At 59.8% G+C, this 16,205-nt stretch carries 15 protein-coding genes; 9 read left to right on the top strand and 6 right to left on the bottom strand.

The window, feature by feature from the left end; all coding sequences use genetic code 11:
• Window positions 1-102: 102 nt before the first annotated feature.
• Both AC1RL4_RS11840 and AC1RL4_RS11835 read left to right on the top strand, forming a co-directional pair.
• Window positions 103-1,029, top strand: coding sequence for a helix-turn-helix domain-containing protein (locus AC1RL4_RS11840; RefSeq protein ID WP_019578879.1), 927 nt, complete (start codon window positions 103-105; stop codon window positions 1,027-1,029).
• Entirely contained in the window at window positions 1,026-1,478 is a 453-nt protein-coding gene (locus AC1RL4_RS11835; RefSeq protein WP_026331641.1) for a YMGG-like glycine zipper-containing protein, read from the top strand. Before AC1RL4_RS11840 ends, AC1RL4_RS11835 begins: the two co-directional genes overlap by 4 nt.
• Here the strand turns inward: AC1RL4_RS11835 and AC1RL4_RS11830 are convergent.
• Genes AC1RL4_RS11830 through AC1RL4_RS11820 form a run of 3 tightly spaced genes read right to left on the bottom strand, consistent with a single transcriptional unit; the run spans window position 1,463 to window position 5,154 of the window.
• Window positions 1,463-2,494: a DUF2955 domain-containing protein gene (locus AC1RL4_RS11830; protein WP_028940610.1), complete on the bottom strand. Its 1,032-nt coding sequence runs from the start codon at window positions 2,492-2,494 to the stop codon at window positions 1,463-1,465. The genes AC1RL4_RS11835 and AC1RL4_RS11830 overlap by 16 nt on opposite strands.
• The gene (locus AC1RL4_RS11825) at window positions 2,484-3,623 is read right to left on the bottom strand and encodes an HlyD family secretion protein (RefSeq protein WP_019578882.1); all 1,140 of its coding nucleotides are present in this window, start codon (window positions 3,621-3,623) and stop codon (window positions 2,484-2,486) included. The genes AC1RL4_RS11830 and AC1RL4_RS11825 overlap by 11 nt, the downstream gene beginning before the upstream one ends.
• Entirely contained in the window at window positions 3,616-5,154 is a 1,539-nt protein-coding gene (locus AC1RL4_RS11820; RefSeq protein ID WP_096480228.1) for an efflux transporter outer membrane subunit, read from the bottom strand. Before AC1RL4_RS11820 ends, AC1RL4_RS11825 begins: the two co-directional genes overlap by 8 nt.
• A 206-nt stretch (window positions 5,155-5,360) precedes the next feature.
• Here AC1RL4_RS11820 and AC1RL4_RS11815 point away from each other — a divergent pair, with 206 nt between their 5' ends.
• The gene (locus tag AC1RL4_RS11815) at window positions 5,361-5,882 is read left to right on the top strand and encodes a transporter suffix domain-containing protein (protein WP_230173688.1); all 522 of its coding nucleotides are present in this window, start codon (window positions 5,361-5,363) and stop codon (window positions 5,880-5,882) included.
• A 6-nt stretch (window positions 5,883-5,888) separates the two neighbouring features.
• Here AC1RL4_RS11815 and AC1RL4_RS11810 read toward each other — a convergent pair whose 3' ends face one another.
• Window positions 5,889-6,521 (bottom strand): response regulator, encoded by a 633-nt coding sequence (locus AC1RL4_RS11810; RefSeq protein WP_018925859.1) that lies wholly within the window; start codon window positions 6,519-6,521, stop codon window positions 5,889-5,891.
• Window positions 6,522-6,554: 33 nt separating this feature from the next.
• Window positions 6,555-7,916: a cache domain-containing protein gene (locus AC1RL4_RS11805; RefSeq protein ID WP_018925860.1), complete on the bottom strand. Its 1,362-nt coding sequence runs from the start codon at window positions 7,914-7,916 to the stop codon at window positions 6,555-6,557.
• A gap of 242 nt (window positions 7,917-8,158) precedes the next feature.
• Here AC1RL4_RS11805 and AC1RL4_RS11800 point away from each other — a divergent pair, with 242 nt between their 5' ends.
• Together AC1RL4_RS11800 and AC1RL4_RS11795 are read left to right on the top strand one after the other, a co-directional pair.
• Complete coding sequence (locus AC1RL4_RS11800) at window positions 8,159-10,216, top strand: carbon starvation CstA family protein (RefSeq protein ID WP_230173690.1); 2,058 nt, start codon at window positions 8,159-8,161, stop codon at window positions 10,214-10,216.
• A 14-nt stretch (window positions 10,217-10,230) separates the two neighbouring features.
• The gene (locus tag AC1RL4_RS11795; RefSeq protein WP_007938220.1) at window positions 10,231-10,428 is read left to right on the top strand and encodes a YbdD/YjiX family protein; all 198 of its coding nucleotides are present in this window, start codon (window positions 10,231-10,233) and stop codon (window positions 10,426-10,428) included.
• A gap of 129 nt (window positions 10,429-10,557) precedes the next feature.
• Here the strand turns inward: AC1RL4_RS11795 and AC1RL4_RS11790 are convergent, their stop codons facing one another.
• On the bottom strand, window positions 10,558-11,457 hold the full coding sequence (locus AC1RL4_RS11790; protein ID WP_019578886.1) for a LysR family transcriptional regulator: 900 nt from the start codon (window positions 11,455-11,457) through the stop codon (window positions 10,558-10,560).
• A gap of 95 nt (window positions 11,458-11,552) precedes the next feature.
• Here AC1RL4_RS11790 and AC1RL4_RS11785 point away from each other — a divergent pair, with 95 nt between their 5' ends.
• The 4 genes from AC1RL4_RS11785 (at window position 11,553) to AC1RL4_RS11770 (ending at window position 16,159) form a co-directional block, all read left to right on the top strand.
• A complete protein-coding gene (locus AC1RL4_RS11785) occupies window positions 11,553-12,764 on the top strand; it encodes an MFS transporter (RefSeq protein ID WP_230173692.1) in 1,212 nt (403 codons plus the stop codon).
• Between the two features lie 34 nt (window positions 12,765-12,798).
• Entirely contained in the window at window positions 12,799-13,623 is an 825-nt protein-coding gene (locus AC1RL4_RS11780) for a hypothetical protein (RefSeq protein WP_230173694.1), read from the top strand.
• Between the two features lie 10 nt (window positions 13,624-13,633).
• A complete protein-coding gene (locus tag AC1RL4_RS11775; protein ID WP_230173696.1) occupies window positions 13,634-14,860 on the top strand; it encodes an MFS transporter in 1,227 nt (408 codons plus the stop codon).
• Window positions 14,861-14,929: 69 nt separating this feature from the next.
• Window positions 14,930-16,159 carry a pyridoxal phosphate-dependent aminotransferase gene (locus tag AC1RL4_RS11770; RefSeq protein ID WP_356687705.1) on the top strand — a complete coding sequence of 410 codons (1,230 nt, stop codon included), beginning with the start codon at window positions 14,930-14,932 and terminating at the stop codon, window positions 16,157-16,159.
• Window positions 16,160-16,205 lie beyond the last annotated feature (46 nt).

Raw genomic sequence — 16,205 nt, 5'->3', positions numbered from 1 at the left:
CCCCTGTGGCGCGTTGACGACTATCTTGGGTGAGCCGTGGCGTTCCATCTATCCACTTTAAGCAGCACCAAAACGCACCAAACGAGTGCGTAAGGTCACCCCATGACAGCGTGCAATCCGTTACAGGTTCAAGCCTTCAACACCGCCGACGTGGCCGAGCAGATCCGCGCCACACCGGGTTGGGTGCAGCACTATCAGCAGATGTCGCCGGGGCATTTCGCCGGGCGGGTGCGCTATCTGGACTTGCAAGGCGTGGAGATTTACGAAGAGCAGATGAACACCCGGGTCGAGCAGAATTTCAGCGCCCCCGAAGGCTCACTGGCGTTCTGTTTCGATCGCAACGACAACTCGCTGTACATGTTGAACGGCGAGAGCCGCAACATCTGGATCACCCCGGAGAACTACCAGGAAATCGCCGTGGTGTTCGGGCCGCAATTCGTTCAACGGCATGGACTGGACGTGGCGCGGCTCGAAGGCTTGTTCATGTCGCCGCTCAATTGCGGGCAGAACGCGCTGTTCAGCCGCTGGTTGAGCGGCACCTTGACGCGACTGGAGCAGACGCTGGATCCGCCGAGCAAAGAGGCATTGACCCAGCAGTTGCTGGAGGACTGTTTGTTCATCCTCGATAACGCCTGTGTGTGCCTGGATCGCGCAGGCTTGCAGCGTCGGGCCGAAGAGCGAACGATCATGAAGCGCGTCGCCGAATGGGCCGCCGATACCCCGGAAGAAACCCTCAACTTGCTGGAACTGTCCCAGGTGGCTGGGGTTTCGTTGCGTCAGTTGCAGCACGCGTTCAAGGCGTACACCGGGATGACGCCCTCGCATTGGTTGCGCTTGCGCCGGCTCAACAGTGCGCGCCGTGAGTTGCTCAGCCGAACGGCCAGCGACACGACAGTCGCGCAAGTGGCGATGCACTGGTCGTTCTGGCATTTGGGGCGGTTTTCCAGCAGTTATCGAGCGCTGTTCCAGGAACTTCCCAGTCAGACGCTCGCCCGCCAACACAGTGGACCTTGTCGGAGGTCATCATGAGTCGGTTATCGTCTTTCAGTCTGTGTGTCGTAGTGTCGATGGCCTGTACGCAGGTTCAGGCCGAAACGGTCGTGCCGTTGAAAGGGCAGAGTTCGCAACAAATCCAGCTGGACATCAATGATTGCCGCAATGTCGCGGCGAGTCAGAGCGCCTCAACGCCGCCACCCTCGGGCGGGCGACTGCGCGGTGCTGCGGTGGGTGCCGCTGCCGGGGCGGTGGGCGCTGAGGTGCGTGGGCGTCAACATGACGAGTTTTACGAGCGGGTCGACGACGATGTGAAACAGGAATATCGCCAGAACCGCGCCGGGCAAACCGCAGCGGCGGGCGCGGTAGTCGGTGGCGCGCGCCAGCGTCAGGAGCGCCGGGCGCAGCAAAAAACCAGCGCGGCGACCAGTTCAACCGCCTATACCAGCTGCCTGCAAGGGCGCGGTTATCAGGTAACGCCCTGAGCACCAGGCGTTCGCTGCCGCTGTTCGATCAGGTGAACCATCAGGTCGGCATAGAGCGTGAGGGCGATAAACAGCGCCATGCGCACGGCGAAGGCGGTATAGACGTCCTTGCCGGCAAGACTGTCCTGCACCGACTGGCCCAGCAGGATGATCAACGTGACCAGGCTGTTGAGCCAGAACCCCGGGGTTTGTCGAGTCGGACTCAGGGCATAGAGCTTGCGCGCCAACAGCAAGCCGAACAGCAGCATCCACAGAAAGAACATCCACAAGTGCACGAACAGGCTTAGCGCGCACCAGAACACAATGGCCAACAGCCCGCCCATCAAGGTCGAGCCGAGCAGTTCGCGACTGGCGTTGCGCGTCGTTACCGTTGAACTCTGCTGGCCCAGACTGACCGCTTTCAAAATGATCGGCAGATAACTGGCCGGGTCGATCAGCGCCAACAGGAACGCCGGCATCACGATCAGGGTGGCACGCAGCGCAATCCTCGCCACTTCCTGCGCCGGCAGAGTGCTGGCGGCGGGTGGGGAGGGCGCATTGGCCGGGTCGGGAAACAGCCAGTGACTGATCGCGACGACGATGACGGCGAGGAGCAAGGCCTTGACCAGGGCACCGATGACCATCATCGCCAGATCGAACTCGGCAACGCCGGCCGAGGAAATCATCGTCAGGCCAATGATCAGAAAGGTCACGACCAGGGCGTTGCCACCGCGCAGCCCGAAACCAAAGGCCAGGAACAGACTGACACCGATCAGCAGCACACCGCTGAGGGGGTAATAACGCAGGACCGGGATCAGTAACAGCCCGATGCCGGTGGTCAGCATCGCAACCACTGCCAGCATCACGCCGGCCTTGAATGGCAGGGGTTTGTTAAGCGTGGCCAACAGCAACACGCAAAGCACCGGCGCAATAAACGGAATCGGCAGTGCCAGGCCGAAGCTGATGGCCAGGCACAGCGCCGTGCCTACGGCCAGACGCGGCGCCCGTTGGAATCTGGGCGGGCGATCAGTAGGCATAAGACAACCAACTCATCAGCCAGAAAAACAGGCGTCCCAAGGGATTCAGCGGATTATTCTGCGCAGGAAAGGCCATGACTTCGGCCTGGCCGCCGGCACGAATGGCGCGACTGTCACGTAGCACCTGCATCGCCTCGTCAGAAAATTCGATGATCACCGGGAAGCGTTGGGCCGGACGCAACCAGTCGCGACTGTTTTGCACACTGGGCAAGGTGCCCGGCGCCGGCGTCTGCCCCACGCTGACGCCGTAGCCGACGCTGCGCACCCGCCCCTCGAAGACCTCGCCCGGCAGCGCGTCCAGCACGATCGCCACCGGAGTTCCAGGCTTGACCCGCCCCAGGTTGTTCTCGGTCATGTCCGCACTGATCCACACATCGTGGATGGCAATCAAGGTCATGACCGGCGTGCCGACCGCGGCGAATTGGCCGACGTCGGTGCGCAGGTCAGTTATCAAACCCGCCGAGCGAGCGCGGACTTGGGTGTTGGCCATGTCGAGTTCGGCTTTTGACAATGCCGTGGCGGCGCTGCGTAACAGCGCGTTGTCTTCCTCGCTGCCGCCTTCCTGTTCCCGTGCTCGCTGGACTTCGGCACGGGCCGCGGCGACCTGGCTGACGGCCTGTTCACGGCTGGCCCGAGAGGCTTCCAGCAGGCGCACGGAAATGGTTCCGCGGTCTTGGCGGTACAGGCTTTCAAGGCGTTCGTTATCCTGCCGGGCCTTGAGTTCATTGGCCTGGGCCGCCCGCAACGAGGCTTGCGCGGAGGCGATGCCGGCAGTGCTGGCACCGATCTGCCGGCGGGTAGACTCAAGATCCGCGCGTGCACGGTCGGCGGCTATTTGATAGGGCTGCTGATCGACCTCGAACAGCACATCGCCTGCCTTGACGTCCTGGTTGTTGCGCACATTCACGCGGATAACCTGACCGGCCACTTCAGCCGCCACCGGAATCACAAAGGCACCGACCCGAGCCTGTTGCGTATATGGCGTGAAACGGTCAGCCAACAGATACCAGGCCAGGCTCAGGACGATCAGCAGCAGCACCCATTTGATGCCTTTTTTTGCCGGATCGGCAGCCGGTTCGGGCGCCTTGGAAGAGGGCGCTTCAGTGGCGGGCGGTGAGGGTTCACTCATCGGCTTTGACCTTGTCTGACGTGGAAGAGGGGGCTGGCGAAGGGGCCGGTTCATTCAGCAGGTTGCCCCAGTCGGTGCGGTGTTCCATTTGTTGGCGAGTGCCTGGGTCGACGGTTGGCAGGGCGCTGTACCAGCCACCGCCAAGGGCTTTGTACAGGGCAATCAGGTTGCTCACGGCATTGCTGCGGCTGATCAGGTAATTGTCCTGTTGTTCGAGCAATGCGCGCTGGGCATCGAGCACGCGCTGGAAGTCCGAGTAACCCTCGCGGTATTGGCTGTTGGCCAGGCTCAGCGAGCGCTTGGCGGCGGCCTGCGCTTCAAGCAGGATGCGCTCGCGTTCCAGCGATTTGCTCAAGCCGCTGGCGGCATCATCGGCTTCGCGCGCGGCCTGGCGGACTTTGTCGCGATAAACCTCGATCAGTTGCTGCAACCGCGCATCCTGTACCCGCACGTTGTTGCTGATCTGGCCGTGATCAAACAGGTTCCAGCGCAAACTGGGGCCACCGATCAGGTCCAGGCTGTTGGAGGTGCCCTTCAGTGTGTCGGTCGACCAGACAATGCTGCCGAGCAAGGTCAGCGATGGATAGAAGTCGGTTTCTGCCACACCGATCAGTGCCGATTGGGCGGCGACGTTGAGTTCGGCGGCGCGTACGTCCGGTCGACGCAACAGCAGGCTGGCGGGTACGTCTTGCAGCACGGCACGGTCTACCAGCGGAATCAGCCCCTGGTTTTCCAGCAGTTGGGGCAGGGCGCTGGGCGGTTGTCCGATCAGCACGGCCAATGCGTTGCGTGTGCGCAGCACTTGCCCTTCAAGCTCGGGAATGCTGCTCAAGGTGCCGAGGTACTGGGTCTTGGCTTGTTGCAAATCGAGCTCGGCGCTCTGGCCGCTGTTGAACAGTTTCTCGGTGATTTCAAAGTTGCGCTTTTGCTGTTCGGCGTTTTCCCGGGCGACGCGTAAACGCGCTTCGGTGGTGCGCAACGAGAAGTAAGTGTCGGCCACTTGAGCACGCAGCAGTACCAGTACGTCTTCATAATTGGCTTGAGCCGCGAAGTAACTGGCATCGGATGATTCGATGGCTCGACTGAATCGTCCCCAGAAGTCCAGCTCCCAACCGACATCAAAGCCCACGCTGTGTTGCCAGAAATGGCTGTCTTGCGGGTTGCTGCCGCCGGATTGCCGGCGGTTGAAGTACAGGCTCTCGGCACTGGCCTGTTGCAGTTGCGGATAGCGTCCGCTTTGGGCAATCCCCAACCGGGCACGGGCTTCCATGACGCGAAGGCCGGCAATTTTCAGGTTGGAATTGTGCGCATCCGCTTCGGCAATCAGCCCGTCGAGGACCGGGTCGGCGAACACTTGCCACCACTGGCGCACATCGGGATAGGCGCGTCTTTGGCTGGCCTGTTCAAGCGCAGGGCTGCTCCAGAGTTTTGTCCAGGCCTCGCCCGGGGCCTGGAAATCCGGTCCTAGACGCACGCAGCCGCCAAGAGCGAGGGCTCCCAGTAGAAGCAGCGTACCTGGGCGCGTCAGCATCGCAGCACTGTAAGTTGGTCACGGGAAAACCTCATCCGAGCGTCCCCAATGTTGAATGCCCTGGCTGTTGGGCGGACTTGAACCGGTTTTGATTAGGTTAGTACAGCCAAGGCAAACACAAAGTCATGTTTGACAAACAGGGCATCGAGCAACTGCTACGCTTTTGAAAGTTATTCATTCGGGTGAAAAAGAAGGGTACGAAGACCATGATCAGTCCCCAGGACGAGATTGCCCCCAGCTCCACCGGTTGGCGCTTCAAAGCAGGTATCGGGATTCTCAGTTTGACAGTGCTCGCCTGGCTGTTGGTGCCGCTCGCCGCCGCTGCGGATGTGCCCGGCCCAAAAATCGCGGCACTGACAGGCATCCTGTTTATCAGCAACAAGATTCTGCTGATCCTCGCCATCGCCGTCATGGGCAAGTCTGGTTTTCAGCAACTCAAGCGCAGCGTGTTTGGCTATGTTTCCACGCTCGCACCGACTGAACTGGAAGTAGGCCCGGCTCGCCATCGAATTGGCCTGGTGATGTTTTGCCTGCCACTGATTTCATCCTTTCTCGAGCCTTACGTGGACACACTGTGGCCGGGGCTGAGACCGAACCTCTGGCAGGTCCAGGCGCTGGGCGATGCCATGTTGGTCGGCAGCTTTTTCGTACTGGGGGGAAATTTCTGGGACAAGGTGCGTGCTTTGTTTATCCGCACGGCGCGTGTTGTCAACGTGAGTACGGTGTGAGTGCTTCTAACGAGAGATGATCCCGTGATCGATCGCGTATTTTACGAGGGCGGCGGGTTTGTCGATGTTGAGTTTGCGGCGGATGCTCAGGCGATGGGTTTCCACTGTGCGGACGCTGATGTCCAGCTCGCGAGCCATTTCCTTGTTGTTCAACCCCTGAGCCATTTTGTACAGCACCTGGCTCTCGCGTGGTGTCAGTTCGTTGTCGGTACTTTTATCGGCGATGAGCCGTTGGGCGATTTCGGCACTGTAGAACGTCCCACCACTGACAATGGCTTCGATGGCCGCAATGATTTCCCGTGAAGGCGCGTTCTTCAGTACATAGCCGCTAGCCCCCGAGCGAACCGATTCACTGACGTATTCGTAGTTGTCGTACATGCTCAGCACCAGCACCTTGAGCGACGGGTACTGGCTGCGCAACAGCCGGGTCAGCTCGAGCCCGTTGATATCCTTCAGGCTGATGTCGACCAGCAACAGATCCGGCTGACAGCGCCCGACCATCTCAATGGCATCGGCGCCATTCTCGGCTTCGCCCACCACTTCCAGCGGCGCCATGACCGCCAGCAGCGATTTGATGCCATCGCGGACCAGGGAGTGATCGTCGACCAGGGCGACGCGGATCGGGTAGGGCAGGTTCATCGCAGGCATTCACTCTAATTGTTATGGGGTGAGTCAGCGTTCTGTACCGGGTGGCTTCATCGGCAGCAGCACGTCCAGCTCACTTCTTCCCGGCATCGAGGTCAGGTCGAATCGACCGCCAAAATGCTCGACTCGCTCGCGGATATTACGCAGACCAATGCCGGCCTGGCGACGTTCGACCTGGGCGACATTGAAACCTATGCCGTCATCGATCACCGTCAACCGTACGGACTTTTCGCAACCGTGCAGGGTAATGATGACGTGTTTTGCCTGGGCGTGGCGTTCGATGTTGGTCAGGCCTTCTTGCACAATGCGAAACAGCGAGGCGGCGGCGCCATCGGCCAGGTGACAGTCGAATTCGTTATCGTTGAAGGTTACAACAAGACCGCTGCGTTGCTCGAACTCGGCGGCGAGTTGACCGATCGCAGCCGGCAGGCCGAGGGTGTCGAGCAATGATGAGCGCAGGTCGTGGGAGAGGCTGCGAACCTCGCCGATCGCTTCCCCCAGGCGCTCGGTGGCGTCTCTTAAAATGCTCAAGCCTTTGTCTTGGCCATTCTCCAGTACATGGCTGGCCAGTTCGAACTGAAACTTGATAGAGACCAGCAACTGGCTGATACCGTCGTGCAGCTCTCGGGAAACCCGCGAACGCTCTTCCTCCTGCAGGCTGACGATACGTTGGGTCAGGCGTTGCAGTTTTTTGTCGGCCAGGCGATGTTCGCTGACGTTCAGCGTCATGCCGCTGGCGAACACAAATAGCACCGCTACAAGCGCCACTGCGGCAATCGCCAGCATGGTTGTGCGGATGCCCTGAGCCACCTCGGCACGCGCTTGTTGGGTGGCGCGTTCAACGTCTTCAAGGTAGATGCCGGTGCCGAGCATCCAGCCCCAACGATCGAGCATCACTACGTAGGCGAGCTTGTCGGTCACTTGGCCGGAAGAGGGTTTGTTCCAGGCGTAACGTTGAAAGCCTTCGCCGGATGCCGCGCTTTTGAGCAACGCCTGGATTACCGGCAGGCCGTGAGGGTCTTTCATGTCCCACAGGTATTGGCCCACCAGCTCTGACTGGCGTGCGTGCATCAGGCTGCGGCCTTCGCGGTCGTAGACGAAGAAGTAGCCATTGATGCCAAAACTGAGCTTGCGCAGTTCTTCCAGCACTTGTTGCTGTGCGTGTTCGTCACCACGGCCGTTGTCGTACAGCGGCGCGATCAGGCTTTGTGCCATTTCAACGTAGTTTTTCAGCTCTGCGCGCTTGCTGGCCAGAATGCTGTCTTCGATCAGTTGCGCCTGTTGATCACCCAATTGGCGGTTCAGGGAAATCACCAGCGCGCAGATGACCGCGATCGCCAACACCAGCGGCAGAATGCCGAGCGCGACGATTTTGTGTTTGAGCTGCATCTCTACTCCTGGCCAGACCGAGGGAGGGCGAAGGCCCGGCATCATATGCCAAAGATACGCGCCTCCAGTAGCGGTGCTGGACAGAATGACAAACCGTCTACGTAGAACTACGTAGACGCCACGTACGTAGTAACGCGGATTTATTTGTCGACAGCATGGGTGGATATTGGGCCCGCTCCGCAAAGCGGACACAATTATAATAATTACCGCCGCAGTCACTGACTGTCGGCAGGAGACACGCTATGCCCCGTCTGGCTAAACACCTCGCCTGGTTTGCCGTGGCTGTCTTGGGAGCGTTTGCGCTAAGTGTCGTGGCCCTGCGCCGCGGCGAAGCCATCAACGCCCTCTGGATCGTAGTCGCAGCCGTCGCTATCTATCTTGTCGCATACCGCTACTACAGCCTGTTCATCGCCACCAAGGTGATGCAACTCGACCCCAATCGAGCCACTCCCGCCGTACTCAACAACGATGGTCTGGACTATGTGCCGACCAATAAACACGTACTCTTCGGTCACCACTTCGCGGCCATTGCCGGCGCGGGGCCGCTGGTCGGTCCGGTGTTGGCGGCGCAGATGGGCTACCTGCCCGGTACGCTGTGGCTGATTGCCGGCGTGGTGCTGGCCGGTGCGGTTCAGGACTTTATGGTCCTGTTCATGTCCACCCGCCGCAACGGTCGCTCCCTGGGCGACATGGTTCGTGAAGAAATGGGCCGCATCCCCGGGACCATCGCGCTGTTTGGCTGCTTCCTGATCATGATCATCATCCTCGCGGTGCTGGCGCTGATCGTGGTCAAGGCCCTGGCCGAAAGCCCGTGGGGCATCTTTACCGTGATGGCGACCATCCCGATCGCGATGTTCATGGGCGTCTACATGCGCTACATCCGTCCTGGCCGTATCGGTGAAATCTCGGTGATCGGCGTGGCGTTGCTGCTGGGTTCGATCTGGCTGGGCGGGCAGATTGCTGCTGACCCGGTCTGGGCCAAAGCCTTTACCTTCACTGGACTGCAGATTACCTGGATGCTGATCGGCTACGGTTTTGTCGCGGCCGTATTGCCGGTATGGCTGATCCTGGCGCCCCGTGATTACCTGTCCACCTTCCTGAAGATCGGCACCATCGTTGCGCTGGCGATCGGCATTCTGATCACCATGCCCGAGCTGAAAATGCCGGCATTGACCCAGTTCATCGACGGCACCGGGCCGGTGTGGAAGGGTGGGCTGTTCCCGTTCCTGTTCATCACCATTGCCTGTGGCGCAGTGTCCGGTTTCCACGCACTGATCGCTTCCGGCACCACGCCGAAGTTGCTCGCCAGTGAAGGCCATGCCCGTTACATCGGTTACGGCGGCATGTTGATGGAATCCTTCGTGGCGATCATGGCGATGGTGGCCGCTTCGGTGATCGAGCCGGGCGTGTACTTCGCCATGAACAGCCCGGCAGCTCTGGTCGGCGCGGATGCTGTTTCGGTTGCGCAGACAGTCAGCAGCTGGGGTTTCGCGATTACCCCGGAAGCCCTGCAAGCGGTGGCCAAGGACATCGGTGAAACCACCATCCTGGCCCGTGCCGGCGGTGCGCCAACCCTGGCGGTCGGTATCGCGCAGATCCTGCACCACGTGCTGCCGGGTGAAAACACCATGGCGTTCTGGTACCACTTCGCGATCCTGTTTGAAGCGCTGTTCATCCTCACTGCGGTCGATGCCGGTACCCGTGCCGGACGTTTCATGCTGCAGGACTTGCTTGGTTCCTTTGTGCCGGCGCTGAAACGCACCGAATCCTGGACCGCCAACCTGATCGCCACGGCCGGTTGCGTGGCGATGTGGGGTTACCTGCTGTACCAAGGCGTGATCGACCCATTGGGCGGGATCAACACCTTGTGGCCGCTGTTCGGTATCTCCAACCAGATGCTGGCCGGTATCGCGCTGATGCTGGCAACCGTTGTGCTGATCAAAATGAAACGCCAACGCTATGTGTGGGTGACCATGCTGCCAGCGGTATGGCTGCTGATCTGCACCACCACTGCAGGCTTCATCAAGCTGTTCGACGCCAACCCGGCGATCGGTTTCCTCGCGCTGGCGAAGAAATACAGCGATGCCCTGGCCAACGGTCAGGTGTTGGCTCCGGCCAAGAGCATCGAGCAGATGCAGCACGTGATCTACAACGCCTACACCAACGCGACGCTGACAGTGTTGTTCCTGCTCGTGGTGTTCAGCATCCTGTTCTTTGCGCTTAAAGTCGGCATTGCCGCCTGGGGCACCAAAGAACGTACGGATAAAGAAGCGCCATTCCATGCGCTGCCAGATGCTTGATCGAGGAGGGCAGCATGTTCAATGACCTGAGTCGCCTGGGCAAATACCTCGGTCAGGCCGCGCGCCTGATGGTCGGCATGCCCGACTACGACAACTACGTCGAGCATATGCAAACCGAACACCCGGACAAGCCGGTGATGAGCTATGAGATGTTCTTCCGCGAACGTCAGGAGGCTCGTTACGGCGGTAAGGCAGGGCCGAAGTGCTGTTGACCCGCTGATGTAATGTTGAAGTGGTTTTCGTGGGAGCGAGCCTGCTCGCGATAGCGGTCTGACAGTCAACTGCAACGTTGAATGTTATGCCGTCATCGCGAGCAGGCTCGCTTCCACATGGATTGTGCTTTAACTGACTGGCATCAGTTCGTCGATCACCCCCATGAAGGCCTCGACCAGCAGGCTGCGCCCTTGGGCTCGCGTCAGTATCAGCAGTTGCGCGCGAGCTTCGGAGTCAGCCAGCGGGCGGTAGGTCACCCCCTTTTTTACCAACGTCTGGGTGCACTGGGGAACCAGCGCAACGCCTTGCCCGGCGGCCACCAGCGCGATGATCGAGGTAATTTGCCGTCCGGATGGACCTGGGCGCAGGGGCAACCCGTTGCGTCGGTACAGTTGTTGAATGGATTCGTTGAGCCCCGAGCCGTAATCGACCGGAAATAAAATCAAGGGGTACGCGCTGAGCTGGGCGAGGTTGACCTCGGCCTGGCCGGCCAACGGGTTGTCACTGGAAAGGGCTGCCACTAGGGGTTCTTCACCCAGGGATAGTACCCGGACCTCGGCTTGCCCGTTTTGAGGCAGCAACCGGCTCATACCAATATCGATACGACCATCGGCGACCTGTGACCATAGACTGCTGGACGCACCTTCCACCAGAGTCAGTTGAACCTCTGGAAAGCGTTGGGCAAAAGCTTGAATGGCCTGGCTGAATAGGTCTGACAGGGCAATCGAGCTGGCGTAGCCCAACACGAGTTGCCCGGTCGAGCCAGCGGCCAGCTTGCCGGCGATGATTTCGGTCAGGTCGGCTTGCTCCAGCATGGCGCGCGCATAAGGCAGAAAATGCCGGCCTTGGGCCGTGAGCGACACCGTGCGGCTGGTGCGGTCAAACAGACGAAAACCCAGCTCGGCTTCCAGAGCGGAAATCTGCCGGGTCAACGGCGGCTGGGCGAGGTGCAGACGCAGTGCCGCGCGACCAAAGTGCAGCTCTTCGGCGACCGTCAAAAAGTAACGTAACTTGCGTAGATCCAGCATCCTGTTCCTTGGGTATTGATCGGTCCGAATTCGGTATTGGTCTTCGGCAGCCCGCGTATTCTATAAAGGCCTCCTGTCATAAAACGAGAGGCCTCATGAATTCGCGTCTGCAGAGTGCTCGCATCGCCTTGTTTCTGTGTGGTTGCGCGGCCTTCCTCAACCTGTATTCAACCCAGAGTATCCTTCAGGAATTTGCCCTGAGTTTTCAGGTGAGCGCCCGGCAGGCGGGATGGAGCATCACGGTGACCACCCTGGCGGTCGCCATCACCGCCCCCTTTGTCAGCCGTCTTACCCGTCGCTTTGAACAACGCTCGGTGATTGTCGGCGCGGCAACGCTATTGGCGGTGCCGGCACTGCTGACAGCCCATGCCGACAGCTTTAGCGAGCTGTTGGTCTGGCGCTTTGTCGAAGGCATGTTGATTCCGGTGGTGTTCGCCACCAGCGTAGCCTACATCGGCGACCGCTGGAGTGGTGGCACTGTCACGGTGGTCACCAGCCTCTACGTGGCCGGTACCGTACTGGGTGGGTTTGCCGGGCGCTTCGTGACCGGGCTCATGACCGAATATGTGGGCTGGCGTGAGGCCTTTGAACTGCTGGCAGCAATGAGCGTGTTCGTCGGCGTGACCATCCACTTTCTGCTGCCGGCCAATCCGGTGTTGGCTACCAAGAATTCGCCATTGCGTCTGCAAGCCCTTCGCGATCTGTGCCGCAAACCCTTGCTGGCGGCGTATGGCGTGGGCTTTTGTGTGTTGTTTTCGCAAGTCGCGACCTTCACTTACGCCGGACTGTACCTCAGCCAGACGCCTTTCAATCTCGGCGCTGCGGCCCTCGGGACGATCTATGCGGTGTTCCTGCTGGCACTGGTGGTGATCCCCATCGTCGGACGCTTGAGCAAATCGCGACCGCAATCCGAGTTGCTGGTGGCCGCGGTGTTACTGGGCGTCTGTGGCTCGCTCCTGACGCTGCTGCCCTCGCTGTGGCTGATCGTGCTGGGCCTGGCCCTGAGCTCAACCGGCGTGTTTCTGGCCCAGGCCTGCGCCAATGCCTTTATTACAGCCACGGCCCGACATAACAAAGCCGGGGCGGTGGGGCTGTACCTGACGGGTTATTACCTGGGAGGCAGTTTCGGCGCCGTCGGCCCCGCGATGATCTGGAATCGCTGGGGTTGGCAGGGGTGTGTGGCGCTGATCATCGGCGTCCAGTTGTTGTCGCTGCTGATCGCCTTGACCGGCTGGAAACCCCTTGAACCCGATACGCCGGTCGCGCACGACCGTAACGGTTCCGAACGAACCGGTGAACCTGCCTGAATCATCATCCAATAAAGGAATATAAGAGGTGACCATGAGTAACGTACTGACCCGCCAGAGCCAGTTGTTGAAGATCGTCGAACCAGTGTTGAACGACATGCCTGCCAGTGTCTTGAAGCATGCGCTGTTCGAAGCGTTCTGGAATGAAGAGGGTGCGCTTGTGGACATCGAAAATGCCTTTGAGACACTGACTTCGCGCCGCCATCCGCCAGCAGCCTTGCGTAAGTTTTTCGCCAGTTGGTCCAAGACCAACAACTCGGCCGCCAGTGTCTCTGGCCTGGCCAACCGCATCACCTTGCTGGCCCGTTCCGAGCAGGGTTCCGAGGCTGCCGAGAAGCTCTATCGGGCCTGCGGCAGTCTGCAACGGATTACCGACGAGGATCTGGGCGCACTGGGCAATACCTTGCACTCGGACCTGTTCTACAACATGGCCACGCCTTTGTGCGGTGATGATCAGTGGCTGCTGAAGGAAAACTGCCTACCTTCGGCCCAGGCCTTCAAAGACTGGACTGACGCTCGCCGTCTGCGCGATCGCGATTTACTACAGGGACTGCTGACCACGTTGATCCATGAGGTGTACACCCATGGCGAGGTGGAGTTCATCCATCCGCTGTACAAACAGTGGTTTGTCCGCGACATGGGCGTACCCGCGGAAAAGGCTCGCGCGACAGTCGCCTGGGTCACCGTGCATACCGGTGGCACCGAGAGCAATCATTTCGCCCATGCCGTGGCGGCTGTCGACCAATTTGTCGATGCGATGCAGATCGCGGTCGATCAGGAAACTACCCGGGAAATTTTCGCCGAATACCTGCACCGCAAATCCAGCGTGATGAAGGATTGCGCGCAACTGTTGCAGTAATGGTGGAACGATGAACGATATGAAAGACGGAGTCTCTTCCTCGGCTGATGCTTGCGTACGGCGCCGCTCTCTGCTGGCTGGCTGCGGCGCACACGCCGTGCATGACGGCCTGACCGACGTCATCTATGTGCTGTTGCCGATATGGCAGGCGCAGTTTGCCTTGAGCTACGCCCAAATTGGCCTGATGCGTGGCGCTTACTCCGGGATGATGGCCGGTTTCCAGCTGTTGGCAAGCCGGGCCGCTAGGCGATGGGGGCGAGAGCGTTTGCTGGTGGGGGGGACCGCGCTCGCGGGGTTGGCTTACTTGCTGGCAGGTCAGGCTGGCGGCCTGACGGTGTTGTTGTTGGCGCTGGTGTTGGGCGGATTGGGCGCTAGCACCCAACACCCACTGGCATCTTCGTTGATCACCGATACGCACGAGGAGGGCGGGGGGGGTGTCAAACAAGCATTGTCGCAGTACAACTTTTCCGGAGACATCGGCAAAACGTTGATACCGGGGTTGGTCGGCCTGTTACTGACGGTCATCAGCTGGCGCGCGAGTGTCACGCTGATAGGCCTGCTCGGTCTGGCCGCCGCCGGTCTGCTGTGGTGGCTGATTCCGGCGCGCGCGGTGACTTCATCCGGGCAGGGCAAGGCCTCCAGGGCAATCATGGGAAACGGCTCCGCCAGCGGGCTGCGGGCGCTCATCGTGACCGGCACACTGGACAGTGCGGTACGGATGGGGTTTCTCACCTTCTTGCCGTTCCTGCTGAAAGAGAAGGGGGCCGGGACGGCAGGCATAGGTCTGGCGCTGACAATGTTGTTTGTGGGTGGGGCATTCGGCAAGTTGCTGTGCGGCTATCTGGGCGCGCGCATTGGCATGATGAAAACCGTATGGCTAACCGAGTTCACCACCGCGGTGTTGATCATCCTGTCGGTGTACCTGCCGCTGTTCGGCCTGATGGCGGTGTTGCCGCTGCTGGGGCTGGCATTGAACGGAACATCGTCGGTGCTGTATGGCGCCGTGCCGGACCTGGCTGGCCCAGGCAAACGAGAGCACGCCTTCGCTGTGTTCTACACCGGCACCATCGGTGGCGGGGCGCTGGCACCGGTATTGTTTGGCAGCCTGGGCGACATCACAGGTATTCCTGCTGCTGTGATCATGTTGGCCGCCACACTGTTGTTGACACTGCCCTTGTCCTGGTATGTGCAACGAGGCCTGGACGCTGATGCCCACCTTTATCAGAACGCGGGTTGATCGACCGTTTGCAGGTTCGATCAAGAAGCCCCGAGTCGCCGTTCTTTAATCGTTTTCGCAGGTAAAAAAATGAATAACAGCGAGACCTCTGCAATCCGGTTTTCGTTATCCCGTCGCGCTCTTGATCTCAGCGCGCCAGGAACATCGAGCATGCGCAGTAAAGCGAATGCCTTGAAAGAAAGCGGTATCAAAGTGATTAACTTTGCAGCCGGCGAGTTATCGTTCGACGCCTGCCAGGAGATGAAGGCGGGTGCCGTCGCAGCAATAGAAGGGGCGCGAAATCGTTATACGCCGCCCATCGGGCTGCCTCGGTTGCGTGAAAAGCTCGCAGAGCATGTCAGTCAACGTTGCGGGGTCGAGTTTGCCGCCAATGAAGTGGCGGTGACCGCCGGGGCCAAGCAAGCGCTCTTCAACGCGTCAATGGTGCTGCTCAATCCTGGTGATGAGGTGATTATTCCTGTGCCTTACTGGGAAACTTTTCCGACGCAAGTTCTTCTTGCCGGCGCCATTCCCGTGTTTGTCGATACCCTGCCCGATGACTACCGATTGACCTGCAAGGCGGTCGAAAGAGCGCTCACCAGCCGCACTAAAATGATCGTGATCAACACGCCAAACAATCCGACCGGAACGGTCTATCAAAGAGAGCAGTTATTGGGGATCGCCCAACTCGCGTTTGATCATCAGCTTTGGGTGGTTTTCGACGAGTGCTATCGCAAGCTGGTACGTCATCCCCATGTGCATCACAACATTCTGTCGCTATTTCCATTGCTGAAAAGACAGACGATTCTGGTTGATTCGTTCTCCAAGAGCCAGGCCGTAACAGGCTGGAGAGTAGGTTATGCCTGCGCACCGACAGAGGTGATCGGCGCCATGCATAACCTGCAGGGGCACACGACTTCAAACCCCAGCAGTCTCGCCCAGTATGCGGCGCTGAACACATTGATCGCCGATTCTGCGCACTTTGGTGACGAGGTGAACAGGTTTCTCGACGAACAACTGCTGGTGGCATGTACCTGCCTCGGTCATGTGGACGGCATCCGGTGCGCGCCACCGGAAGGGGCGTTTTATCTGTTTATCGATGTCTCCCGAAAGTTGGGTTGCCGTTACCTCGGAACGACAATTCGCGACGTCGATCATCTCGCCGATTTGCTATTGACCGAGGCACACATCGCGGTGGTTCCCGGCTCTGGCTGCGGCGATCCCCATAGCATTCGAATTTCGTACGCCGTTGAGCGTGAAGAGTTGATCGAAGGTTTGACGCGCTTTGGGCAATTCATGTCGCAAGTCGTCACGGATTGACCCTGACGTACCGATCAAGCGTGTTAATGGTCATCGTTATTCATCT

This window comes from Pseudomonas sp. GW822-FHT07A10 (assembly GCF_058798795.1).
This window is presented reverse-complemented; position numbering and strand designations above follow the sequence as displayed.